We start from the raw sequence: 26,730 nt of genomic DNA, 5'->3' as shown, positions 1-26,730 counted from the left end.
CAAAGTTGAATCCGCCGAGGTTAGGTATCACCCACGGAGCGCAAGGCACCAACTTCATGAAGGCCAACTGGACACCTCCAATCTGGCCATTTTTCATGGTCTCGAGATGTCTACAAAACCTTGGGCGATTCAACTGCAGCAACGAAACTATTCCAATCTCTTTTATTCATGCAATTTGGCCTTCGCCTAGCTACCCTCGGGCAACTCCAATCCACGGAGTAAAAGCATGAATCCTGAAAGCCGATCCGATAGCGTCGGATAATCCCTAATGTTTGAATCAAGCAGCCAATATGAGAGGCCGCCCAGCTCGCGAGGGGCATCTATCGCCCCTTCTTTCGCGTCGTCGATAGCCTTCAGCAATGGACGATAAGTGGTCAGAAAGTCCACATCCTTTCCATTGCCAACTTCCAGTCGGAGGGACTCCTCAAGCAATACTGCATACTTTCTGAGGTTAACGACATCCATCACATCCCTCCCTTGATCTCACCGATCTTGTTTGCATTTGGATCTGTCCACTGGGATCGGTTAGGCACAACAACCTGCCTTCCCCCACCAGACGCCGTGTATGCGCCCTGCCGAACTGGGGCGACTTCGCTGGTGAATACAACGGGGTTCTGACCAGGCTTCGGCGTCATTGAATAGACATCGAAACCAAGCTGGGATCCTCGAACGCCCTGCTCAGCAGGTAAGCCAAGGTAGTCCACAATCTGAGTCGACGACATTCCCGAGAGGCGATTGAACTCTTCTTTGGTAACAAAGAATGGGGAGTAGGGAGTGACCTTATCTCCGCCCGATGCTGTCTTGGGCACAAGCTTGATAAGCTCGGTGTCCGGCGCAGTTGCCATGGCTTCTGGGAGGCCCTTGCCGGTCTGAATCAGGTTAGCGGCATAGGCGCTTGCGTCTCTCGGCGATGCTCCGGCCGCCAAGTACTCATTGACCACGCTCTGGGCTTGCGGACTCTTCATCACCTCAGGCGTAATCTGTACGCCTTGCGCACCGAACTCATCGATTGGTGTGTAGGACAGCCTTGAAAGCTGGTTTGCTGCAATTTCTGCGTTCACAATGCGATTTGCAGCGTAAGCTTCCGCGGCCGCTGGGGTCACCTGGGTCAAGCTGTAAACCAGCTCGGCCGCCTGTGGCGACAAGCCCAACGTTGCCTCCAGCGCTTGCGCACCCAGCGTAGACGAAGGGTGACCGCTCACCATGGTCTGCCAGCCCGTGGAAGCATTGTCGGCGCCGGCAAACACGAGGTATCCCGCCGCCGCACAGCCCAGGCCGGTCGCGCACGTCGTGCCAACGAACAGGCCACCGGCTGCTTCCACTGCACCGCCGAACATCTGCAGGCCACCCAGGCTTCGAGTGCCTAGGCGATTGCGCGAAGCCCAATCGGCATTGGCGTCATTGAACACGTACAGCGGGTCGTCGTTGTACTGGAACAACTGATTGGTTTCCAGCCAATTCGTTTGCCCCATGTAGCTACGCTGGGTCACCACCGCCTGTGCATTCAACCAATCCCGGTCCTCTTGGTAGGCCGGCTTGTTACCCTCGGCTTCCAGTGCCGCCCAAGTCGCATAGGTGGGATCATCGCGCGGAATTCCGGCCGAACATTGGACGAGCGCGCAAGCCGCGGCCAGCAGTTGCACTTCCCGCTGCGGATCACCGTTGGCCAGGTCGCGGACGCGATCAATCTCGTCCTGGTGAAGTTGTCTGTTGAACACGTCGCCCGCCAACGCCGTGCTCGCACCGGTCTTGCCGCCGACCGCTCCACCCAACGCAGTGCTTCCGAGGCCCATCAGGGTCTCGTACGCGGTGCTGCCGCGTTCCACGCCGTTGGCGATCAAGTAATCGCTCATGGCCCCCTTGGCTTTCTCAGCTGCAGCGGCGCCCAACGCGCCACCGAGGATATCGCCGCCGCCTAGCGCCGCCACCGCTGCGCCGGCCATGCCGTGCAGCAGCGTCTTGTTGGCACCTCCATCGCTCCAGCTATCGAGGCGCGCCTGTGCCTCGTCCATTGCGGCCTGATCGCCGTTCTGTCGCGCCACTTCTCGGTCGGCGGCGGCCTTCTTCTGCTGAGACTTTGAGAAGTCGCCCACCGCGGTGAAGCCGACCTCACCGGCTACCTGCTGGGTTTCGAGCGTTTCGGCCACCTTCTGCGCATCGAAGATCGGCTTCAGGCCATCCTGCTGCAGCTCGGTTGCGCCGCGGGCGATGTCGCCACCGCTGCCGTCACGCACGGTAAGAGCACCGTCGGCGATACCGGCCTTGGTCGTACTGCTGCTCTTGTCGCTGGTATTGGCGTAGCCGCCGCTGAAGCTGCCGCCACTCGTACCGCCGCCACCGCTCACGCTGATGCTCTGTGCCTTGTAGTCTGCTTCGTTCTGCAGATCGCTCCAGCCCAGGCTGCCGACGTCAATACGGTTCTTCGACGGATCGGCCGTGCTGGCGATAGCGGCGGCATCGAGCTGCAGGTGGCCTTCGACATACAGGTCCACGCCACCCTTGCCGGCCTGGATGCCGGCCTGCTTCTCGACGCTGGTGTAGTTGGAGTCCAGCTTGCTTTGGCTGTAGCTCACATTGACGCTGCCGCCGCCAATACCTACCGCAGCATCCACACCCGCGGACTGGTCCTTGCGCTTGTAGTCGTTGGTGTCCTGCTGGCTCTGCAGGAGCATGTCGCCGCCGACGCGGCCGATGACGGTATCCCCGATGATCTGCGCGCCCTTGCCGATGGTGTCGCCGCCGCTGGCGAAGCGGGTGGTGTCGCTGCCGCGGATGATCGTCTCGGCGTGAGTGGTACCGTCGCCCTGACCCTTGCTCTTCGATGCTGAGGCACTGACATAGACGCCGATGCCGGCTTCGCTGCCGATGGTGACGCCGATTTCGCCGCTGGACGCCTTGCTCTTCTCCCTCAGCGCGTTGCCTTCCTCGGCACTGAGCAGGTACAGGTTCCTGGCCGCCGCGACCGTGGTATTCACACCCTCGACGGCACTGCCGACAATCGCCATATCCCCTTCGCGCGCGACGATGGTGGTGTTTCCGCGGCTGCTGACCGTGCTGCCGTGAGCCGTTGTCGAGTGTTGGTCGCTCTCGGCCTTGCTGGAACTGGCACCGATGCCGATGCGCAGGCTCATGCCGCCGTTGTTGTCCTTGCTCGGGCCGCCTTTCTTCATCATGTCGGCGGCATCTCCGAAGGCTTCCTGCCCTTGGGTGCCGAACAACGATTGTGCGGCCTTCGCGGCGTACAGGCCCTGCAAGCGGTCATCCTCGACCTCACCGGCCCGCTTCACGCTGCCGTAAGCCTGCGCCGCCGCATCGGCCGCACCACCCTTGATACTGACGTGCAAGCCGCCGGACTTGGCCTTCTGCGTCTCATGCACGTCAAGCGTGTCCACCGCATGCTCGATGGTGACGGTCTTTCCGCTGATCGACACCCCGTCCATGCCGATGACATCGCTACCGGTCTGCTGGTAGCGGTTGCCGGCGTAGATGCTCACCTCGCCATCGACCGCGCCAATGACGCTGCCGGTGTGGGTAACCTCACGTACATCGGCGGTCTGCTGCATCTTCGAGGTGCCGACAGTGAAGCCGACACCGCCGTCGCTGAACATGCCGCTCTTCTTCTTGCTGCTGCTGTAGCTTTCCTCGTGGGTGTTCTGCGCCGCAACAACGGACACATTGTTACGACCGACCAGCGACGTGCCTTGATCCGACACGACCGTGCTGCCGTGGACCAGGACGTTGTTGCCCAGCACGTCGACGGTCTTGCCGCTGACCGTGGTGCCCACCGACACGGTGTCGTGCACCTCCAGGTGCGTACGGGTCGTGGTGCTGCTGAACGTGCCCTTCTTCTTGCGGTAGGTGTCCTCGACCAGGTGGTGCTCTTCCTCGGCGGCGCGCAGGTTCACGTCGCCCTGCTCGGCCGCGAGCGCTACGCCGCCGTTCTCGCTGCGCACGTTCGCGGCGGTCAGGTCGATGTTGCCCGTACGGGACACCATGGCCAGCTGGTCGCCGGCCGTGAACGTGGCACCGGTGACGGTTTCGTCGCGGACCGTGACGCGACTCGTGCCGCCGCGGACACTGACAGTGGACGTACCCGCCAGGGTATCGGTCGCGGTCTCGCCGACAACGTTGCGGTCGGCGTCGATGAACAGGTAGCCTCCGGCGCTGGTCGTGCTCTTGCCGGCAAAGCGGGCGTCGCGGCCGGCGCTCACCACCATATTGCCGTCGCTGCTCAGCTGGGCAGCTTGGATCACATCCCGACCGGCGCTGATGCCGGCATTGCCCACACTGGCGATCTTGCCGCGGTTGGTCACGTCCAGCGCGGCCACGACCTGCAGCCCGCCCGGGCCGGCCTCGATCGCGCCGCCGCGCCAAGCCAGCCCGTCGAACGTGGGCTGGTTCAGCACACTGCCGCCGGCATCGATGACCACGCTGTGGCCGGCCATGCGGCCATAGTTGGTGGTGTCGCCGCGGGTCAGGATGTCGAGGCGACCGTTGTCCGCCCGGATCGCGCCGTTGTTGATCAGGCTGTCCGCGCTCAGCCAGGTGCCGCGGTTGCCGACGATGGTGCCGTCGTTGGTGATCCTGGTCGGGGTCTGGATATCGACCGTGTCGCCCGCCATCAGGGCGCCGTCGTTGCGCAGGCGCTCAGCGGTCGCACTCGACAGGTACACCACCGGCACCAGCACGCGCTGGCCATCGACCTCCATCTCGACCAGCCAGACGATGTCCTGGGACAGCGAGGCGATCTGCGTGCTGGTCAGCGGCGCGCCCAGGCCCAGACCCAAGCGCGCGGCCTCGGCGGCGGCGCCGTCCATCAGGCGCTGGTACTGCGCCAGGCCGTCCAGACCACCGCCCAGGTTGCGCCGGCCGGTCAGCTGCAGGATCTGGTCCATGACCAGCATCTGCTCGTAGTAGCCGTCGCCCAGGCGCTTGTGCGTGTCCTGCGCGCCCAACAGACCGAGCAGGTAGTTCGAGCTCGTCCAGTTGCCCTTCGACGCGAAGCGCGGCGCCGTGGTCACCAGGAACGGCGCGTTTGGGTCACGGCTCGTGTCGTACATTCCGTTGTCCGGCGGCACCAGTCCCGGCAACGGACGCTCCGGCGTGCCGATCACCTGCGCGGCGGCATTGGCCGGGTTGTCGGATCCGTTGACGTAGTCGGTCAGCGCCAGCTGCAGCGCACCGCTGGTTTTCACGCGGGTGCCGTTGCGGGCACCGGGGCCGCTGGCACCCGCGAACTGCGTGCCGGATGTCGCGTCTACGCCGCCCACGCCGCTCTGGCTGACACCCGTGGCACCGCCTAGACCGGTGCTGCCGGGCCCACCCTGTTCGCCCACGGTGAGGCCCGACCGCGGATCGGCCGCGCTGACCACCGTGTTGTTGACGTCGCCGCCGGTGGTGATCGTCAGGCCCTGGCCGGCGCTGATCGTCGCGCGGCCTTCTTCCGGCGAATAGGTGCGCGTTACGGTGCCGAAGTTGAGCGTGCCCCGGCCGCCGTAGTCTTCGTACTGGCAATCGACCTCGGCGCGGCGCGGGCAAGTCTGATAACCCACGTTGTATTCGGCGGTCGCCGTGTACGTCTGCTGACCCGACACGCTTTCGTTGCTGACGCCCGCTGCACCCTCGCCGCTGCTTCCGGCTTGAGCCTGGCCGTTGATCGTCAGATTCTGGCGCGAAGCAATGGTCGCAAACCGGTTGCGGACCGAGTTCGCCTCCAGTGTCATGCCGCCACCCGATAGCAACTGTGCTACCGGCGTGGCCGTGGCCGTGTTGACGAACAAGCCCTCCGTGGGCGTAACGCGTTCGGCGTAGTCGTCCACGCGGAAGTGCACGCAGCGCTGACTCGGGGTTTCGGCGCAGTAGCGCTCCTTCAGCTCGCTCCAGCCTTCATCGTAGGTCAGTGCGTCCTCGCCGAAGGTCTCCAACGTCAGGGCGGCTTGCTCGGCCGGGGTCAGCGGACGCTGCACGAAGTCCAGCACGCGGCGCTCATTGCGCAGAACGTTAGCCACGACCAGCAGATCGCCTTCGGCCTGGATGCGGCCGGACAGGTTTTCCACCGTTCCAACACGCGTGCCAACGCCACCGCGGCCGGTGATGCTCAGATCACCCAGGCTGAAGATCTCGCCATCGAGGTTACGCAGACTCTGGCCTATGCGCAGGTCCAGCGTTTCGGAGGCACCGATGAAACCCTCGCCGTATGCGCGCGCCGGCTGGCCCGTGCCCAAGTCGCGGCCATTGGTCAGGGTGTCGGCGTCGATGGTGATGCGGTCACCGACGATGTCGCCGGTGTTGGTGACGTTCGCGGCGATCAGCGCGACCGAGTCGCCTTCGATGGTCGCGCCGGTGCGGTTGTCGATCGTGCCGCTGGCGGTGACGTGCGTCTCGCCCGTGCCGGATGCATTGCTGGCGTTGAGCGCGCCTTCATTGATCACGTTGCCGGCGTTGATGACCAGCATGCTCGTGGTCTGCCACGTGCCCTGGTTGGTGAACGTGCCCGCGACCGTCAGGCTCAACGTGCCGTCGCTCTCCAGGCGCAGGCCGTTGGCGTAGGTAAAGTCGCCGTTGAACGCCAGGCTCAGGCCTTGCCGGCCGAACAGGCGGCCCGAGCCGGTCAGCGCACCGATGTTCGTGTTCAGTACATCGGCGCTGATCTCGCCGCCGGTGGTGTCCAGCACCGGCAGTGTCAACCACAGCGTGCCGGCGTCGATCTTGCCGTTGCCGGCATTGACCAGGCCGGCCAGGTTCAACCAAGTCGTAGCACCCGAGCCGAACTTGCCGCCGGTGTTGTCGAGCGTTCCGCCGGCGTTCTCGTAGCGCAGATCGTTGACGGCATATACGGTGCCGGCGGCATTGTTCACCGACGCCGTGTGGAGCGTGAGGTCGCGCTTGGCGACCAGCAAGCCATTGGCGCGGTTGTCGATCGTGTCGGCCGCGACCACGACATCGCCGGTGCGGCTGCCTAGCGTGCCGCCCTGGTTGATCAGGGTGGAGGTGCCCACGGACAGCGCCGGCACAGCAGTGTCTCCACCGGCCAACACCTGACCACGGGTATTGTCGATGTGGGCCGCGGACAGGGAACCGCGTCCGGTTGCATCGACGATGCCGTCGGTGTTGTCGAAGGAGCCGCCGGCGCCGACCGTGAGGTCACCGTTGCTCTGCAGCAAACCGCCATCGCGGTTGAGCACGTCGCCGTCGCTGCCGACCGCCAGGCCGTGCCGGGCGAACACGGTGCCGCCGCTGTTGTCCAGACGCGTTCCGGCCTGCACATCGGCCGTGCCTTCGGCGCCGATCAGGCCGTCGCCGGTGTTGTTCAAACCCTGCGCGATCGTGACGGTCAGCGCACCGGCCTCCCCGCGCTGGATCAGGGTCCCGCGCGTGTTGTCGAGCGTCGTGCCGCTCACCGTGACCACTTCGCCGCCGGCAATGGAGCCCCCCACATTGATCAGATCCGTGCCGGTCAGTGTGAACGCGGCGTTGGACTGGATCTGGCCCCGGGTGTTGTCGAGCGCGCCCACATCCACTGCGATCTGGCGACCGAGCAGACCCTTCTGCTGCGCTGGATCGGTGACCGCCGGATCGAACGTGTCGCGGTTGATCAGCGTGTTTGTCGTCACCGTGAGCACGTCGCCGGAGGCGAAGGTGCCGCCATGGTTGTCCAGCGTGTCGGCCACATTGGCGGTGATCGACCGCTGCGTCTGCACGACACCGTCGGCGTTGCTCATCGACTGCGCGGACAGGTCGATGGCGCCATTGCCGGCAAGGGTGCCGCCGTCGTTGGACAGGCGGCCGTCGGCGGTGACGGTGAGGGTCTGTTCACTGGCCGACTGCACGGCGCCGCCGACGTTGAGGACCTCGTCCGCATGCACGGTGGTGGCGCCAGCCGCAATCAGGGCGCCGCGGGTGTTGTCGAACGTGCCGGCCACGCGCACGTCGGTGGCACCGGTACCTGCCGCTTGCAGCACACCGTCTGTGCTGGTCAACTTGCCTACGTCGGCCTGCAGCGCGCCGTTACTCGCGACGGTGCCGCCGGTGTTGTCCCAGATGTCGCGCGCGGTGACGGACAGTGGGTCGGTGCCGGAGGCGGTCAGCGTGCCGCCGGCGGTGGTCAGATCGCCGGTGTCGATTGTGATGTGCTGCGCCGAGGTGCCGCCGCCGCGCAGGTCGGTGGTCTCGCCGGCGAGCATCAGCGTGCCGTTGCTGCCCAGCGTGCCGCCGGCACCGTTCAACGTCACCGCATCGACAGTCAGTGCATTGGTGGCCGTGATGGCACCGCCGGTGTTGTCGAGCGTGTCAGCCGTCACCACCGCGGTGTCGTTGGCACCCAGCGCACCATTCGAGTTGTCCACGCGCGCCGCCTGGACTTCCAGACGCTGCGCCCACACGCCCTTCGGCGCGGCGCCGTTGGCGGCCTTCGTGTCGCCATTGATCAATTGATCGGCCGCCAGGGACAGCGCGCCGGTCGTGGCGATCAGACCGGCGCTGTTGTTCAGCGTCCCGGCCACGTCGAGCTTCGAGTCGCCCGCGCCGGAAGCGCTGATCGTGCCGTCGGCGTTGACCAGGGCACCGGCCTCGATGTCCAAGGTGCCGTTGCTGGCGACGGTTCCGGCCGTGTTGTCCAGACGATCGCGTGCGGTGATCACCAGCGGAGCAGTGCCGGTGGCGAGCAGCGAGCCGCCGGCCGTGATCAACGTACCGGTGCCGATGCGCACGGTCTCGCCGAATGTGTTGCCTCCGCGCAGGCTGGTGACATCGCCCTTCACCGACAGCGCGCCGTTGGAACCCAGAGTGCCGCCGGCGCCGTTCAAGGTCGCCGCATCAATGGTCAGCTCATTGGCGGCGGTGATCGAGCCGGCCGTGTTGTCGAGCGCGGCGGTCGTGATCGCAACGGTGTTGTTGGCGCCGATCTGCCCGCTGGCGTTGTCGATGCGATCGGCGCGGACCGTGAGCGCCTGGGCGCGCAAGCCAGCCCCGTCGATGTTGCCGGTGTCGCGGTTGATCAGCGTACCCGCCGCCAGATCCAGCGCGCCGTTGCTGGAAAGGGTACCGCGCGTGTTATCCAATGTGTCTGCCACGGCAAGCGTCGAGGCGTCCGCGCCGACTGCCGTCAGCGTCCCGTCGGCGTTGAGCAGCGTACCGGCCTGCAACTGCAGACTGCCGTTGCTGGTGATGGTGCCGGCCGTGTTGTCCACGGCGTCGCGGGCGGCGATCGCCAGCGGACCGGTGCCGGTGGCGATCAGCGCGCCGCCGGCCGTGGTCAGCGTACCGGTGTCGATGCGCATGCTGTCCGCGAATGTGGTGCCACCGCGCAGGTCCGTGGCCTCGCCGGTCAGCGTCAACGCGCCATTGGTGCCCAGTGTGCCGCCCGCGCCGTTCAAGCGGGCCGCATCGACGGTCAGTGCGTTGGCAGCGGTGATCGAGCCGGCGGCATTGTCCAGCGTCGCGGCTGCCGCCGTGACGGCGTCATTGGCACTGAGGCGCCCGGCGGTGTTGTCGACGCGATCGGCCTGGACGGTCAGCACCTGGGCCTGAATGCCGCCACCGTCGATGTCGGCGGTGTCACGGTTGATCAGCGTGCCGGCCTGCACGTCCAGAGCACCGGCCGTCGTCAGCACCCCGCGGGTATCGTCGAGCGTGCCGACGACAGCGACCGTCGAGGCCTGCGTGCCCGCGGCACTGATCGTGCCGTCGACGTTGACGAGAGCGCCGGCGGCGATGGCCAGCACGCCATTGGTGGCTATGCGGCCTGCGCTGTTGTCGAGGCTGTCGCGGGCCCTCAGCGACAAGGCATCGGCACCTGTCGCGGTCAATTCGCCGCCGGCCGTGATCAGCGTGCCCGTGTCGACCACCACGTGCTGCGCGGAGGTAGTGCCACCGCGCAGATCGGTGGTCGTGCCCGCGATCGTCAGCGCGCCGTTACTGGCCAGGCTGCCACCGCTGCCGTTCAACGTGGTCGCGGCGATGGCCAGCGTGCCGGTGTCGGCCTGTCGCACCGCACCGCCGGCATTGCCAAAGGTGTCGGCGTTGATCGTCAGGTCACCCTTGCTTTCGATGATGCCGTCGTCGCCATTGTCGAACGTGCCGCGCACGCTCAACGTGTTCGCACCCGCGCCGGTGGTCACAATCGTGCCACCGCGGTTGTCGAAGCCATCGGCCGCCAGCGCCAACTGCGCCGCGCCCAGCAAGGCGCCACGATGGTCGACCTGGCCGGCACGCAGCGTCGCTGCCCCGGCGGTCGTGATCGTGCCGCCGGCACCGGACACCGTACCGGCCTGCAGGTGCAGACCATCCGCACCGGTGTGCTCGATCAGGCCGTCTTCGTTGACCAGCACGCCTGCGGCCAGGCTCAGCGCCGAGGCATTGCTGGCAATGGTGCCCGTGGCATTGTCGAGCGTCCCGTCCACCTGCACGGTGGCGGTGGAGCCGCTGTGGTTGAGCGTGCCGCCCACGTTGTGGAACGCCAGCGTGTGCACGTCCAGCGCACCGCCGACATTCAAGGCACCGGCGGTGTTGTCGATGGAGGTTGTGTGTAGCGTGGCGGCCCCGGTGATGTCGAGCGTACCGCCCGCGTTAGCCAGGTCGCCCTGCGTCATCGTCAACGAGCGCAAGCCGAGGTGGCCTCCGCTGTTGTCCAGGCCATTGCCAGTGCTCAGGGCAACCCCTCCGCCAGCATTGATCTTGCCCCCGTCATTGGACAGGTGGCCGGCGATGTTGAGGGCACCGTCGGCCAGTGGAGTCAGGTCGGGCAACGTGCCGCCATCGGATCCAGCCTCGCCACCGCCCGTCGATCCGCCATCGCCGCCGCTACCGCCGCCAGTGGAGCCGCCATTTTCGCCGCCGCCCGCGACAGGATTCGCCACACCAATACGACCGCTGTCGCGGTTCGTCAGCGTGCTGGCGTTCAACGCCAACGCCTGCAGGCCCGCCTGCTCGATCGCGCCGCCGCGATTGCTCAGCGACTGCGCATTGACCTCGACCCGGCGCGCATTGATCTGTCCGCCGTTGTTGTCGACGTCCGCGGGCGTGGTGACCACGAGTTCACGCGCCGCCGCGATCGTGCCCGCGTTGGCCACGCCGCCGCTGACGGTAACCTGAGCATTCTGCTTCGACTGCAAGGCGCCAACACTGGCGTTCTCCAGGCGACCGTCTACCGTGACGATCAGGTCGCCCGCCTGCGCACCCAGCGTGCCGGCATTTCGAACACCCAAGCCGCGTTCATTCGAAACCAGGAAGATCTTGTTGGCGTACATGCCGCCCAGCGAGCCGACGTCCAGCGCGAACTGCGGCGCCACGCCCTGCCCGGCGATTGGCGTCGTCTGGCCCGGGTTGGTGGCATTGACCGTGCTCGCGCCGAGTCGCACGTCCAGATCATTCGCCCAGAGCCCACCGTTGACTTCCATCGCCCGCGCCAGGATGCGGGTGTAGTCGGTGGTCGCGGCGTCCAGGCCCGCACCTTCGATTCGCACCGTGCCGCCTTCGACGCGGTAGTGGTCGAGTGCACCGCCGTTGAACACCGGTTTTCCGGTCGTCAACGTCGCCGTGCTGGCGTTGATGAAGCCACAGCCCGCGCAGGTGATGCCGGCCGGGTTGGCGATGATGACTTCCGCTCGCCGGCCGGCCACTTCGACGTAGCCGTTGAGCTGGCTGGCAGGTCCGTTGACCTCGTTCAGGATGACGCGTGCTTCGCCGCGCGCCAGATACGGATTGCCGGCCACGGCGCCCGCCAGTTGCGAATCGGCCCCGCTGCGGGCGTTATTGAGGATCGCGCCCTGGCTGCCCACATCGAACTGACCATAAATATTGCGAGAAACCCCTTGCGCCGAAGGCGTGGCGATGTTGATGACCGGCACGCCATTGCCCGCATCGAGTACTGTCGGCCGATTCGCTCCGGCTGAGGGATCCGACACGATGCGGCCTTCGCCCTGTGCCGCCTGTGCGAATGCCGGCAGCGTCGTCACGAACCCAAGAGCCACATACACCGCAAACCGCAAAGCCGGCAGCAGCGCCGTGCGCACGCCCTCTGCGCTGCCTGCGCCGTTCTGCGAAGACGAAGTGAGTTCCGAAGCGACCTGGACCACTCCCAGCTCGCGATTGAACACCAGACGGTAGATGCGATTCACGGCGTGCCTTCCCTTCTTGTTCGTTCTTCCTGCTTGTTGATCTGTGCGGCGTCGTATCACGCCTCACACGAGTACTACCTTGCGTCGGGCAATGTCAGAACGACCAGCCCAGACTGAAACCGGTGGTGGCGTAGGCGGTCGGATAGCCATCGGGCTTGTCGATCGGCGCACCGACAAACAGATCCCAGTAGCCGCCCTTCCAGCCGCCGCGCAGGCCGATGACCGCGCCGGCCAGGTGATCGCTCAATTCCCGCTCGGTCCGTCCGCCAACGTGGCCGTAATCGGCACCGACGTACAGCTCTTGACCACCGCCAAGGGTGAGTCCCAGGTCGTTGCGCGCCAGCCAGCCACGATCGCCGGTCAGCGACACGACGCCGTCATACCCACGCACCGTGTAGCGGCCACCAATCGCGAAGCGGTCCTGTGGCACCAGCGGCGTGCGGTTCCACTGCACACGCCAGCTGCCGGTGTAACGCAGACGCTGGTTGCCCAGTTGGAACGGCACCGCCAGCTGTGCATCGGCGGTGATCACCTTCATCCGCGAGGTGCCCTCGTCGAACAGCTCTTCCGGCGCGTGCTGCGCGTCGAACGCACCGGTGCCCCGTCGGTAGGCCACGCTGCCATCGAGGGTCAGATTCCCCACGAACTGGCGGTAAGTGAGGCCGGCCTCCCAACCACCGGTACGGCGGCGCTGCACCTCCGCTTCGGTGCCGTCGACGTAGTTCTTCGAGTCGCGCATCCAGGCACGCGCGAAGCCACTGAACTTGGTGGTGGCGTTGCGGAAGAGCATGCGCGACAGGCGCATGTCGACGTTGTTGCTCGTGCCGCTAAACTCGACGTTGGTAAACGCACCGGCCACGGTCTGGTGGTAGTCGTAGCCGCTGGCAGTCGCTCCCAGCAACCAATAGGCCCATGGTGCGTCCCAATGAGCCGTCCACGATTCCGAACCCAGGCCGGCGATGTTAAACACGTCGTGGCCGTAGTTCACGTAGAACAGGTCGTTGCCACTGGTCAGGTTGTCCAGCGATACCGTCATGCCGGCCTGCAGTTTGCCCGTGGCATCCGACCCCGCGTCATCAAGGGTCAGGCCGACACGTTGCACGGCGCGTTGCTGCCAAGCAATCACCAGATCGCTTTCGCCGGCGGCCGCTCCCTCCTCCTCGGCCGGCACGATCTGGATGTCCGCGGCAACCGTCGGAATGCGCTGAAAATTCTCAAGCGCCTGCTCCACGTCGCGAAGATTCAACAGGTCCCCCGGCCTGGCCGGAACGGCATTGCGATACACGGCCCGCGGGTCTGTGCCATCGGCGAAACGGATCGCACGAACACGCCCTGGCACCACTGTAAGGGTAAGGGTGCTGCTATTTTTCAGGTCCTGCGGAGCGGCCAGCACCCGCGTGGTGACGTAACCACGCGCGATGATGGCGTTCTGCACGCGCTTCATCACGATATTGATGCCCTGCGTGCCCAGGCATCGGCCAGTGGCAGGGTCGCGCTTCGGATCCGCCGCCTTCAACGCCCAGCGAAACATCCTGGCGCCATCGCCGTCGAGACGGATGCTGTCGATACGAAAGCACGGAGACTCTTCGGCCGGCAGCATCTCAAAGGCGGCCACGGCCGGCCCTTCCAGCCGCACGTCCGGACGCTGCTCCTGCTGCTCGCGTAGTACGCGCTCGCGTTCCTGCTGTCGACGCTCTTCGTCAGCGTTGTCTACCACCTGCGCCATTGCCAGAGACAGCGGCGCAAGCGCTAACAGCACTCCGATCCAGCGTTGACCGCCGCAACTGTGCCGCGCACCCCGACTGCCCACTTCCATAGCATCCCTGTTCCATTCAATCCAAATCACAACACCGAACAGGCGAAAACACCCTACCCGGGGAAAAGCTATAGCCCCAACGACGGGAATCACACCACCGGCGCGAACTTGTCCACGGGACATGCTAGGCGACGAGGAGAAGAACCTCTATGAGGTAAATCCGAAAAGAACATTGAGACATCATGTAAGCAACCACAGCTAGGACTTACTGCCTGCCTGTCAGTATTCCCGTGGGCGCCTACCATGCATTCTGGTCGTGGCGGTCCAAAGCTGCATACGCTACTGGACATGCGGGGCGCCATCCCCACGGTGATCAGCTTTTCCGAGTTGCGCCAGCACGATGTGCATATGCTCGACGAACCGGCGCCCGAGCCAGGGGCGATCTATGTGATGGATCGTGCCTACCTCGACGAGCGCCTGTACCGCTTCCACTGCGAGGGGGCGTTCTTTCTCATGCGTACGAAGTGGCACTTGCGCGTGCGTCGGCACTACTCCCAGCCGGCGGCGGATCGCCACCTCAGTGGCGGAAGCTGTTGTTGTTGCTTCGCGTAAGGCCAAGAGCAACGGCAAAGTCAAAATGGGTTCCGGCGTTCGCCGGGTGACGATGCTGATGGGGTGCGGGCCTGGATCCCGGCGTTCGCCGGGATGACGGTGAGGGGGCCGACGAGGTACCGATCAGATCTTGAAGTAGATCCGTCGCGCATCGAGCACGCGCACCACTACCCACCACACCGCCACGAATGCAATCGCAAACGCCAGCGACGGCACGTACGGACCAAACCGCGGCGTCATCCAGTCCGCGAAGCCGACCCGATACAACGGCTCCAGCCAACCGCCCGCGACCAGCGCATAAAGCATGAACGCCGAGCCCGCATAGGCTGCGATCGCGTTTACCCCGAATGCACGCCCCAGCGCCGGCAGCCCTTTGCGATCGACCAGCCAGTGCACGACCGCCAGCACCCAGCACGCGATGCCGCCGGTCCACAGCACGTGCGACGGCGTCCACAGGTTCTTGTTGAACGGCTGCCACCACGACCAGGCCAGGCCCAGCGCCATCACGATCGCGCCGGCCAGCCACAGCGCACGCGAATCGCCACGCCGCAGCCAGTCACCGGCGCGCATGCCGAGCACCGTCGTCGCCAGCGCGCCCATCGTGCTGACCACACCTTCGGGATCGTGGCCGCGGCCGCTGGCCGGATCGAGCCCAGCCGAATCGAGCACGTAGACGTGGACGCCCAGCAGCGCATGATCGATGCGGCTGGCGAGATTCACAAAGGGTTCGTAGCTGCCGCCGGCGGCGAGCAGTGCGCCATAGCCGACCAGCAGCGCCGCGAGCATCAGCCATTGCGTGCGTGGCCGCGCATGCAGCGCCAGCAGGCCCGCGGCGGCGAAGCACAGGCCGATCCGCTGCAGGACTCCCATCACCCGGTAGTGCGCCAGGTCGAACGCCCACAGCGCGCACAGGTGCAACAACAGGCCGAGGCCGACGATGCGCGCGGCACGGATCAGCACCGTCCGCGTCAGCGCGGCAGGTGCATCGCCACGTTCCAGGCGCGGCACCAGCGCCAGCGTGATCGACACGCCGACGATGAACAGGAACATCGGGAAGATCAGGTCGGTCGGCGTGCAGCCATGCCAGTGCGCGTGCAGCAGCGGCGCGTAGACGTGGCTCCAGTCGCCCGGGTTGTTGACCAGCAGCATCGCGGCGACCGTGATCCCGCGAAGTGCATCGACCGACGCGAACCGCGCCGGCATCGCCGCCGGTGTTGCGCTCAAGCCGCCTGCACCAGCACCGCGCTGACCTGCGCCTCGATCGATTCCAGGTCGGGCAGGAAGGCGGCGTCTTCGTTGAGCAGCACGCGCGCCTGCACGCCGTTGGGCAGCGCGTTGGTGTCGTCGACGACCACCAGGGTGTCGCGCGACACGGTCACCAGGCGCGGGAAGCCCTGCGTCAGCATGGCGAAGTAAGGCGCGCGCGGATTGCCGCCCAGTGCGCGCAACACCACGACCTTGCTGCCCAGTCCGCCGCGTTCATCGGCCAGACCGGCCAGTCGCGCGAACGCCACCAGCGGCAGCTGCCAGCCGCGCCAGCGCATGCGGCCCAGCAACCAGTCCGGCACATCGGCCAGCGGCTCGGGTTCCGCGTACGACAGCACTTCGGCGATCGTCGCGTTGGGCAACAGCAAGCGGCCACCAGCGACCTGGATCAGCACGCCGCGGATGTCGTTTTCGACAGCGGGCACCGTCGCCGCATGCTTGCCGGCAGAACTATTGGAGTGGTTTCGATTCGGCATCTGTAGGTTCCTGGACTGCCCGTTCAACGCCAACGCGCGATCAGGCGCTCGGCCAGTTCGACCGGTTGCCCGGCGACGCCACCGCGTGCGATCAGTGCGGTCGAGGCCGCAGCGTCGTAGCAGCCGTCTGGCGCCTGTCCGGCCACCAGCGCGCCCGCCCAGGAGTGGTTCATCACGACATCCACACGGGCCGGGTCGCTGCCGCTGAGCAGCAGCACCGCCGAGTCGGCCGACGGCAGCGCGGAGATGACGTCGCCCTCGCCTTCGGTGAAACGAATGCCGGACTCGTTGACCGCAATGCCGATCTCCGCCGGCAGGATGTAGATCGTTCCGGCCATCGCCAGCAGGCCCGGCTCGGCGAGCCTTACCTGCAACGGCGTGGCGCGCTGCATCTGCGCGACAAGCCGGTCATAACGGCCGCCATCGAGACGCTGCTGCACCATGACCGGGCGCGGGAAGGAATCGGGCAGCGCGCCGAGAAGCTGGCGCACCGCATCGGGTCCGCCAATGCCGGCCAGAACCAGCACTGCGCCGTTGTTGTGCACGGTGGGCCGGTCTTCGACCAGTTCCAGCGCGGAGATGCGGGTTTCCAGGTCGCCCAGGTCGCGCTGGAAGAGGTTGTTGGACGCGCGCGTGTCGGCGCTGGCGACAGCGCCGGCGTTCTCGTCGGCAAACGACCAGTCAGGAGCCAGCGGCGCAGCCGCGGCAGTAGTCGGGGCGACCGGCGCGATGTCGTCACTGGCGATGTCGAGCGAGCGACTGGCCTCGAACAGCAGGACTGGCTCCGCCGCACCGGCCCGTTGCGTCGGCGCCGCGCTCGGCAGCTCGAGCACGCCGTCGTCGAGCAGTTCGACCACGATGGGTTCGGCCGCCGGAGCGATCTCGTAGTCAAAACTGGATTCGAACGGCTCGATCACCAGCGCATCGTCGTCGGTCGAAACCATGCCTGGCTCGTCCAGCAACGGCATCTCGATGACATCGAGGGTCTGTGCCGCCATCAGCGATGGCGTGCCCGCCACGGCGATCGGCGGCGCGTAGTCGAGCTCCGCGGCCACCGGGTCGAACGGGCTCAGGACCATCGTCTCGACCGGTGCCGGTGCCGGTGCCGGTACAGCCACCACTACCGGCGGCGGAACGGATTCGGGTTTTGCCGCGACCGCAACCGGTGCTGCAACGGCTGCAGGAGCCGGCGCCACGAAGGCATCTCCGACACCCTCGCCTTCGCCTTCAGGCTCATGTCCGGGCGGGAGCACATCGCCATGCCCCTGCAGCTTGGCCGACAGATGTCGGCTCCAGCGCGCCAGGTCCCAGCCCTCGCGCGTGGCGGCCAGCGCCGCCTCTTCGTAGATCACTTCCACCGCGGGATCGGCCAGCACGGGGTCGAACCGCTCGATGGCGTCCTCGGTGACCGCGTCGAGCGCGACGACGATCACCTGCGGCGCCGCCAGTCCGAGCGCGGACGGATCGAGCGTGGTCGGATCGGCTTCCAGCACCAGCTGCGCGCCGGCATCGGAGAGCGCCGAACGCAGGCGTTCACACGCCGCGCCCGGTCGCGCCAGCAGTACCGCGCGACGCGATGACTCACTCATGGCCGCGCGATGCCCCCTGCGGATTGATGCCGAGCAGTTCGTACACGTTGCGGATCAGTTCCGGCTCCTGGTACGGCTTGCCGAGGTAACGCTCCACGCCGATCTCGAACGCGCGCTGGCGATGCTTGTCGCCGGTACGCGAGGTGATCATCACGATCGGCACACCGCGCAGGCGCGAATCGCCCTTCATCGCAGTGGCCAGCTCGTAGCCGTCCATGCGCGGCATTTCGATGTCGAGCAGCATCAGGTCCGGCACGCGGTCGACCATGCGCTCCAGGGCGTCGATGCCGTCCTTCGCGGTCAGGACCTCGAAGTTGTGGCGTTCCAGCACGCGGCCGGTGACCTTGCGCATCGTCACCGAATCGTCGACCACCATCACCAGCGGCACGTGACGCTGTTCGACCGGCGCGGCGACCACCGGCACGTGATCGCGCGGCAGCAGCATCTGGCGGCGCACCAGCGGGGCGACGTCGAGGATCACGACCACGCGGCCGTCACCCATGATGGTCGCGCCGAAGATGCCCGGCACCGAAGCGACCTGCGGACCGACGGCCTTCACCACGATTTCGCGGTTGCCCACGACCTGGTCGACGCAGACCGCCGCGCGCAGGTCGCCGGAGCGGATCAGCAGCAGCGGCATCTGCAGATGGCCTTCGGCCTTGGCGGTGCCGTGGCCGACCAGCGCGCCCAGATCGTGGACGGTGTAGTCCTCGCCGCCGTAGCGGTAGGTCGCGTCGGCCATGTCGAGGCGGTCGCGGGCGATGCGGCCGACGCCGCGGACCGAGGCGATCGGCACGGCGAAGGTGGTCTCGCCGATGCGGACGAACACGGCCTGGGTGACTGCAAGCGTCTGCGGCAGGCGCAGGGTGAATTTGACGCCTTTGCCCGGGACCGAATGGATGTCGAGCGTGCCGCCGAGCTGGCGCACTTCGCTGGCGACCACGTCCATGCCGACGCCGCGGCCGGACAGGCGGCTGACGGCATCGGCGGTGGAGAAGCCCGGTTCCAGGATCAGCGCGTCGAGGGCGGCATCGGACAGCACCGCGTCGGCGCGGACCAGGCCACGCTCTTCGCCACGGCGGCGGATCGCGGCGCGGTCGAGGCCGGCACCGTCGTCGCCGACTTCCAGCACCACTTCCGAACCTTCGCGGCGGACCGCGATGCGGATCGTGCCCTCTTCCGGCTTGTGCGCCTTGCGGCGCTTGTCCGGCGTTTCCAGGCCGTGCGCGACCGCGTTGCGCAGCAAGTGTTCCAGCGGCGCGGTCATGCGCTCGAGGACGTTGCGGTCGAGTTCGCCCTGGGTGCCGTCGAGTTTGAGCTGGACGTTCTTGCCCAGTTCGCCCGAGGCCTGGCGGACCACGCGGCGCAGGCGCGGCAGCAGGCCGTCGAACGGCACCATGCGCGTGCGCATGAGGCCTTCCTGCAGTTCCGAGCTCACGCGCGACTGCTGCAGCAGCAGGGTTTCGTACTGACGGGTCAGATCGTCCAGCGTGGTCTGCAGGCTGGTCTGGTCGGCGGCCGACTCGGCCAGCGCACGCGACAGCTGCTGCAGGTTGGAGAAGCGGTCGAGCTCGAGCGGATCGAACGCCTGCTCGGCCAGGTCGCCTTCGCGCTGGTAGCGGGCGACGATCTGCGCTTCGGTTTCGATTTCCAGGCGACGCAGCTGGTCACGCATACGCGTGTTGGTTGCTGCCATTTCCGCGATGGCGCCGCGGAACGCACCGAGCTGCTGCTCCAGTCGGGCGCGGTAGATCGCGACCTCACCGGCGTAGTTGACGAGGCGATCGAGCAGGTCGGCGCGGATGCGCACCTGCTCCTGCGGAGCGCGCACGCCGATGTCGTCTTCGTCGGTGGCCGGAGCATCGCTGATCGGCGCCGACAGCGGCTTGAGTTCGACGTGCTGCGGTGCTTCCACCACGACCGGGGCCGCCTTGACGGCCTCGTCCTGCGCGGCGGGCACGTAGGCCTGACCGTGGGCACGCGCGTCGAACTGCGCGATCAGCGCTTCCGGCATGGCAATCGCGCGGCGCTCGCCGACACGGGTGACCATGGCGTGGAGGCGGTCGAAGCCGTGCTCGAGCAGCGGCACGCCATCGCGGCCGAGCTCGCAGCGCTGTTCCGCCACGGCTTCCAGCAACGATTCCATGGCGTGGCCGAGTTCGCCCACGGCCATGATGCCGGCCATGCGCGCGCCACCCTTGATGGTGTGCAGGTCGCGCTGCAGGCCGACCACCGGCTCGCGGTCACCCGGCGCCTGGCGCAGCTGCGCGAGCAGGCCGTCGGAGTGGTCGAGCAGGTCGCTGGCTTCCTCGACGAAGATGTCGACCAGTTCCGGGTCCAGCCCGCTCAGGTCGAGCGCTTCGTCCGGATCGTCGCTGGCGGCCAGCGCGTGCGCGATCAGCGCGGCGACGGCCGGTTCCTGGGCATCGACGACGCGTGGCTCGTGCGCGACCGGCTCGTGCTCGGGCTGATCGTTGTCCGACTCGTTGGCGCCCGGGGCGCCGGCATCGGCGAACGCGGCCAGGCCCACCGAGGCAGTGGCTTCGATTGCGGCGGCCTGCTGTTCGCGGGCGACACGCTCGGCCTCGGCGTACTCGGATTCGAGGCGCTTGTACTCGCGCTCTTCCTCGGCAAGGCGCTCGGCCTCGAGACGCTCGGCTTCGAGGCGTTCCGCTTCGGCGCGCTCTGCGGCCAGACGCTCGATTTCGAGACGCTCGGCTTCGGCGCGCTCGGCTTCGGCGCGCTCTGCTTCAAGGCGCTCGGCCTCGGCACGCTCGGCTTCGATGCGTTCTGCTTCGAGGCGCTCTGCCTCGAGCCGCTCGTTCTCCAGACGCGAGCTTTCGAGCAACGCCGTTTCCAGACGCTCCGCTTCCAGGCGCGCAATCTCCGCACGCTCGGCTTCCAGGCGCGCGTCCTGCTCGCGCTGGAGCTGGGCAAGGCGTTCGGCCTCGGTCTGCTCCATGGCGAAGCGCTCAGCCTGCACGCTCTCGATCTCGATGCGCTGGGCGTTGGCCTGTTCGATCGCCAGGCGCTCGGCTTCGATGCGGCGCGCTTCAGCCAGTTCGGCTTCCACGCGTTCGGTCTGCGAAGCCCCGGCGAGGAAATCCGGACCGGCGTCGCCGGCCAGATCGGTGAACTCGCTCAGGTCGAACGCCGTCAGCAGGGCCTCGTCGCCGTCGTCCATGGCGATGGCGGTATCCGTCGGCTCGATGCTGGCCGGCATCGACTGGCGCGCGTCCGGCAGACCGTCGCGCAGCGCACGCATGCGCGCGGCGAGTCCTTCGAACGCGGGCACGCGCGGATACGGGGTCTTCAGCGTGGCCAGGGTGCGACGGATCGCATTGGCCACCTCGGCCATCGCCGCAACGCCATCGCTGCTGGCCGGCTGGCCGGAAGCAAGCAGGCGCTTGACGTAGATCTCGGTCGGCCCGGTGATCTCGGTGATCACCGGCACTTCGGTCATCGCGAAGGCGCCGTTGAGCGTGTGGAACGAACGCTGCAGGCCGTCATCGACCAGGCGCGGGCCGTGGTTGGCCGCGGCCAGCCACTGTTCGATCGTGACCAGGTGGCCGCTGACCTCGGTGTCGAGGATCTCCAGCAGCACCGCGTCGACCGAGGCGGGCGTGCCCGGCTCGATCTCGACTGCGACTGCCGGTGCCTCGATCGTCTCTTCGATGGCGAAGACGGGCTCTGCTTCCTCGTCCGCCACCAGCATGTCGAGGTTGACCGCTTCCAGCGCGAGTTCTTCGGCCACCACCGGCTCATCGACCGCGACGGCGGCGACCGCAGTGGCTGCGGCCGGCGTGTACAGCGTCTCGTTGCCTTCGGCGAGGCGGTCGGCATGCGCTTCCATCCCGGCCAGGTCGGCGGAGATGACGCCTTCGTTGCGCAGTGCGGCATGCAGCTGCGGCAGCGCGGTGTAGGCGTGGCCGACCAGGCCCATCACCGCCGGGCTGGCGGGACGGGTGCCGTCGAGCACGCGGTTGAGCAGGTTCTCGATCTTCCAGCTGAATTCGCCCAGGGTCTTGGCGCCGACCAGGCGGCCGCTGCCCTTGAGCGTGTGGAACACGCGACGGATCGGGCGCAGGCGTTCGCTGTCGTCCGGCGATTCGTGCCAGACCGGCAGCAGGTCGCCCAGATGACGGATCTCCTCGTCGAGCTCCTCGAGGAACACCTCGCGGATCTCGTCGTCGATGTCGTCGCTGTGCTCGAAGCCACCGGCGGCGATGGCCTGCGCCGTCGTCGCCACCGGTGCCGGCGCGGGTGCCGGCGCAGCAACGACCGGTGCGGCAGCCCCGGTGGCCGACGCGGCCGCTGCGGCCTGTTCCGCCGATGCCGGCATCGTCACCGTGCCCAGCGTGATCGTGTCGGACAGTTCGAAGTCCGGGACGTTGGCCAGTTCCTCGCGCGTGATCGGCGAGGACGGCGCCATCGTCGCGGCGATGTCGAATTCCGGCAGCGGCCAGTAGCGCAGCGATTCCAGGCTCTGGCGGGTGATGTCGAGGATGTTGTTGCGGTTCGGGCGCTGCTCGCGCAGTGCCTCCAGGTAGTACTCCAGGCTCGCCAGGGCGTCGGCCAGGGTGTCGAGCTGCTGGCCGTTGGGCACGCGCTTGCGGCCGATCAGCTCGACCTCGGTGTAGCGCTTGACGCCGGTCAGGTAGTCGGCCGGCTGCACCAGTTCGAGCATGCGCAGCGCGCCGCCGACTTCGTCCAGCACGCGCGGGACTTCGGCCAGTTCGGCGTGGTCCCAGTTGGTTTCGACGAAGGCCACGAAGGCCTGGCGGGCGTCGCCGAAGTTGGCGATGGCCTCGCGCACGACCACGTCGAGGACCTTGCGGGCTTCACCGGCAAGCAGGTCGTCGTCGGCCTGCTCGTCCGGCAGGCCCAGGCGCGAGACCTGGTCGTCGAGCGAGGCATCGACGTAAAGCAGTGCGCCGGCGACGTCGAGCAGTGCGCCCTCGTCGGCCGGACGGCGTCCGCTGACGATTTCGTGCATCGCATCGCGCTGCTGCAGCACGACCGTGCGGGCAACGCCCAGGCCCATCATGCCGAGCGTGTCGCTGACGCGGGTCAGTGCTTCCACCTGCGGATGCAGGCTGGCGACATCGGTCTGGCCGGTGCGCAGGTGCAGGTCGAGGGCGTCCTTGACCCGCAGCAGGTCTTCCTTGATCGCCGCGGCCACGGTATCGAGCAGCGCGCGGTTGCGGCCGCTGAGGCTGCCGCGGGCATGTTCGAGTTCCGACTCGCTGGGCAGGTGCGATGCGAGTTCGAAGGTGTGGCGCAGGTCGTCCAGCGCCGGATGGCGGCCGTCGCTGTGGGCGACGTGGTAAAGCAGCTGGCGGGTCGGCTCGGCGGCGGGCTCGGAGCGCGGCGCGGCGAAACCGTCGTCGGCCAGCATCAGGCGCGCTTCGCGCTCGACGCCGCCGAAGGCCTGGCGCAGCGCGCGCGTGGCCGGCAGGGCGCCGTCACGCAGGGCGCCGGCGACCGAGGAGGCCACCCACAGCATGCGCCGCACCGGTTCCAGCACGACTTCCGACAGCAGCCCGTCGACCGCACCGGCGAGCTTGTCCGGATGGGCGGGGTTGCCGTCTTCCGGCCAGGTCGCCAGGGCATCGCGCAGCGCGGCCAGGTGACCGGCCGAGCTGTGCGAAGGCGCGCTGCGCTGGGTCGGCGCGCCGGCCAGGTTCGCCGGCAGCGGACGGTCCAGGTCGGGCGCGAACAGCACGCTCTCGTTGAGGCCGGCTTCGCCGCGCGTGGCGCGCAGTTCGTTGAGCAGCGGCAGCAGCACGATCGGGATATCGCGGTGGCCGCCCTGCAGGCGCTCCAGGTAGTCGGGCAACAGCACCACGCCGCGCATCAGCGCCGCGCAGGCCTCGTCGCGATCGGCGACCTTGCCCTGCTGCAACGCCAGTGCCAGCCGTTCCATTTCCTCGGCGACCATCGCCGGCGCGTACAGCTCGACCATGCGCAAGGTGCCGTGCACCTGGTGCAGTTGGTCGGCGCAGTAGCGCATGCGGCTGGTGTCGGCAGGATTCTCGGCATAGGCCTCGATTTCCTGCTGCGCCAGGCGCAGGGTCTCGTCCAGCTCCGGCTTGATCCAGCCCAGCGTGGTCGTGTCGATTGCTTCGCGCATCACCGTCATCGTTCACCCCACGCAGCGGTGAACCGGCGCGTACCGTGGCCCATGTCCTGGACGGGCATGCCCTTACCGAGCACGCTCCGGTGGCCACATTTGAACCTGTTCATCGACCTCGTCCTTGTCAGGCCGGCAGCTTGAAGTCGGCAACGGAGCGACGCAGGTCGGCTGCCAGTTGCGCGAGGTTTCCAATCGACGCCGCCGTCTGGTTCGCACCCTGCGAGGTCTGCGCGGTAATCGACTGGATGGTGTTCATCGTCGCGGTGATGTTCGATGCCGCGCTGGACTGCTGCTGCGCGGCGGTCGAGATGCCCTGAATGAGGTTGGACAGGTCCGACGACACCTTTTCGATCTCGCCCAGCGCGGTACCCGCGTCCTCGGCCAGTCGTGCACCGGCGACCACTTCCGAGGTCGTCTGCTCCATCGAGCTGACCGCTTCGTTGGTGTCGGACTGAATGGTCTGCACCAGCGTTTCGATTCGCTTGGTCGCGTTCGATGCGCGTTCTGCCAGTCGCTGCACTTCGTCGGCCACGACCGCGAAGCCGCGGCCCGCTTCACCGGCCGAAGCCGCCTGGATGGCCGCGTTCAGCGCCAGGATGTTGGTCTGCTCGGAGATGTCGTTGATCAGTTCCACGATCGAGCCGATTTCCTGCGAGCTTTCACCCAGTCGCTTGATTCGCTTCGAGGTTTCCTGGATCTGGTCGCGGATCGAGTCCATGCCGGCGATCGTCTGGCGCACCACGCCCGCACCCTTGGTCGCGATCTGCACCGAGCGCTGCGCCACGTCCGCCGATTCGGCCGAGTTGCGCGACACCTGGTTGATCGAGGCCGCGATTTCACTGATACGGCTGGAAGCGGAGTTGATTTCCTGCGCCTGGTGCTCGGCGGCCTCGGCCAGGTGCATGGCGGTGGCCTGCGTTTCCTGGGCGCTGGCGGCGACCTGCACCGAGGTGTCGGTAATCGTCTGCACCAGGCTGCGCAGCTGCTCGACGGCGAAGTTGATCGAGTCGGCGATCGCGCCGGTCATGTCCTCGGTGACGGTGGCCTTTACGGTCAGATCGCCTTCTGCGAGCGAACCCATTTCGTCCAGCAGGCGCATGATCGCCTCCTGGTTGCGGTCGTTGAGTTCCTTGGTGGTCAGGTAGCGCTTCTTCTGCTGGCTGTTGAGCGAGAACACCAGGAAGACGATGGCGAGCAGGGCGCCGGCACCGGACAGGATCGAGATCCACAGGTTGCCGGCGATGCTGGTGTCCTTGAGCGAACCGAACGCGGTGAAGGCGCGGAACAGGTTCTGGCTGTCGGCCAGCAGCTTGTTGGAGCCGCCGGTGATCGCTTCGGCTGCCGACTGCGCGCGGAACAGGTTCTGCGAGCTGGACAGGATCGCGTCCAGGTCCTTCTTCATTTCCAGCCACAGCGTCTCGGCCTGGGCCAGCGCGGCCAGTGCGTTCTGGTTGCCCAGCGGGGTCACGCCGAAGGCGGCGTCGCCCTTGCGCAGGCCGGTCAGGACGTTGCCGAACACGGCGGCGTCGCGGCCCAGGGCCTCACCCGCCAGCGCAGCGCCACTGCCGCCAGCGCGGATCTGGGTGATGCGTTCGTTCATCTTGCCCGACAGCACCACCTGGCGCAGGGCGATGTAGACCTGCGAGGACGGCGAACCCGATGCCGACATCGCGCGCACCAGTTCGTCCAGGCGCGCCTGCAGCTGCGGCACGCGGCTGGTGAAGCTGTCGGCGTTGCCGGCCAGGGCCAGCACCGCGGTTTCGCTCGAGATCACCTGGTCGGCGCTCTTGCCGAGCGGGCCCCAGGTGTCGCCGACGGTCTTGATCGGACCGGCAACGCCGGCGGTTTCGCCGAAGTTGGTGTTGAGCTGCTCCACGTCCTGGACGATCTGGGCGCGGGTTTCCTTGAACGCAGTGAAGGCCGCGGCGTCACCGCTGACCGCCTCCGAGCCCTGCACGGCCAGCTTCTGCGAGTTCACCTGCAGGTCCGAGGCCGAGGAGCTGGCGCCACCGAGTCGGGCCGCCTTCCACGTCGCATAACCGGTGTTGAGGCCGAAGATGAGCACCGATATGCCCAGCACGACCAGCCAGGTGTTGACGCCAAGGCTACGGCCCTTGCCGGCAGCGCTATCAATCGCAGTGACACTCATGATTCGACCTCGGTATTGTTGCTGCTGGAGCGGTGCTCGGACCGCGACATGTCAGTGCGCGGCATTTCAGAGGCCGCTTGGCGGAACTCGGGCGTGCGGGCCAGCCTGTCCAGGCTGAAGATGCCCCACGTGTGGTTGTCGAGGCGGTAGGCGCGCTCGATGAAATGGCTGTAGCGGCCGGTGGCGAGTGCTGCGTCGGAACCCTCTTCGGCCTCCGGCTCGACCTCGACCTCGACCAGTTGCTGCTCCAGGAAGCTGCGCTGGCCGTAGAGCTCGTCGATCAGCACGGCGACGTCGCCGCCGGGCTGGCGCACCAGCAGGATGCGCTGGCTTTCGTGCAGCACCGTGCGCTGGCCTTCCAGGAACTGCTTGAGGTCGACGATCGGCAGCAGGCTGCCGCGGACGTTGGCCAGGCCCAGCAGCCACGGCTGCGCGCCGGGCACCGGGGTGACCTGCGGCAGCGGAAGGATTTCCAGCACCTCGCCGAAGCCGGAGGCCAGGCGTCGGTCACCAATGCGGTAACCGACGCCGCGCCACAGGCCCGGCGCGTCGAGCTGCTCGGGCAGACCGACCACGTGCGCCAGGCTGCGGCGCTCGTAATCGACCAGCACATCGAACGGCGAATGCAAC

9 protein-coding genes and 1 pseudogene are annotated in these 26,730 nt (G+C 67.1%); 1 reads left to right on the top strand and 9 read right to left on the bottom strand.

The features are described from left to right. Positions 1-186: 186 nt before the first annotated feature. The 3 genes from AC3A3X_RS02910 to AC3A3X_RS02900 all read right to left on the bottom strand — a co-directional run bounded on the left by AC3A3X_RS02910 (position 187) and on the right by AC3A3X_RS02900 (position 13,932). Positions 187-465, bottom strand: a complete 279-nt coding sequence (locus AC3A3X_RS02910; protein WP_487581550.1) for a hypothetical protein — start codon at positions 463-465, stop codon at positions 187-189. Then, complete coding sequence (locus AC3A3X_RS02905; protein WP_487581549.1) at positions 465-12,116, bottom strand: two-partner secretion domain-containing protein; 11,652 nt, start codon at positions 12,114-12,116, stop codon at positions 465-467. The genes AC3A3X_RS02910 and AC3A3X_RS02905 overlap by 1 nt, the downstream gene beginning before the upstream one ends. Before the next feature lie 94 nt (positions 12,117-12,210). Then, positions 12,211-13,932 (bottom strand): ShlB/FhaC/HecB family hemolysin secretion/activation protein, encoded by a 1,722-nt coding sequence (locus tag AC3A3X_RS02900; RefSeq protein ID WP_487581626.1) that lies wholly within the window; start codon positions 13,930-13,932, stop codon positions 12,211-12,213. 288 nt (positions 13,933-14,220) lie between these two features. Between AC3A3X_RS02900 and AC3A3X_RS02895 the strand changes: the two genes are divergently transcribed. Continuing rightward, positions 14,221-14,484 (top strand): hypothetical protein, encoded by a 264-nt coding sequence (locus tag AC3A3X_RS02895; RefSeq protein ID WP_487581548.1) that lies wholly within the window; start codon positions 14,221-14,223, stop codon positions 14,482-14,484. A 123-nt stretch (positions 14,485-14,607) separates the two neighbouring features. Here AC3A3X_RS02895 and AC3A3X_RS02890 read toward each other — a convergent pair whose 3' ends face one another. From AC3A3X_RS02890 to AC3A3X_RS02865, 6 genes and pseudogenes are all read right to left on the bottom strand, one after another. Further along, on the bottom strand, positions 14,608-15,687 hold the full coding sequence (locus AC3A3X_RS02890; RefSeq protein WP_487581625.1) for an acyltransferase family protein: 1,080 nt from the start codon (positions 15,685-15,687) through the stop codon (positions 14,608-14,610). 17 nt (positions 15,688-15,704) lie between these two features. Then, positions 15,705-16,226 (bottom strand): chemotaxis protein CheW, encoded by a 522-nt coding sequence (locus AC3A3X_RS02885; protein WP_487581547.1) that lies wholly within the window; start codon positions 16,224-16,226, stop codon positions 15,705-15,707. Positions 16,227-16,249: 23 nt separating this feature from the next. Further along, positions 16,250-17,815 carry a chemotaxis protein CheB gene (locus AC3A3X_RS02880; protein ID WP_487581546.1) on the bottom strand — a complete coding sequence of 522 codons (1,566 nt, stop codon included), beginning with the start codon at positions 17,813-17,815 and terminating at the stop codon, positions 16,250-16,252. Then, a complete protein-coding gene (locus AC3A3X_RS02875) occupies positions 17,808-23,957 on the bottom strand; it encodes an Hpt domain-containing protein (protein ID WP_487581545.1) in 6,150 nt (2,049 codons plus the stop codon). The genes AC3A3X_RS02880 and AC3A3X_RS02875 overlap by 8 nt, the downstream gene beginning before the upstream one ends. A gap of 118 nt (positions 23,958-24,075) precedes the next feature. Then, positions 24,076-26,100 (bottom strand): methyl-accepting chemotaxis protein, encoded by a 2,025-nt coding sequence (locus AC3A3X_RS02870; protein ID WP_487581544.1) that lies wholly within the window; start codon positions 26,098-26,100, stop codon positions 24,076-24,078. Positions 26,101-26,168: 68 nt separating this feature from the next. Then, a pseudogene (locus tag AC3A3X_RS02865) lies at positions 26,169-26,729 on the bottom strand (chemotaxis protein CheW); the annotation flags it as partial. Position 26,730: the final 1 nt, after the last annotated feature.

The organism is Lysobacter sp. Soil_N_23 (genome assembly GCF_057656135.1).
This window is presented reverse-complemented; position numbering and strand designations above follow the sequence as displayed.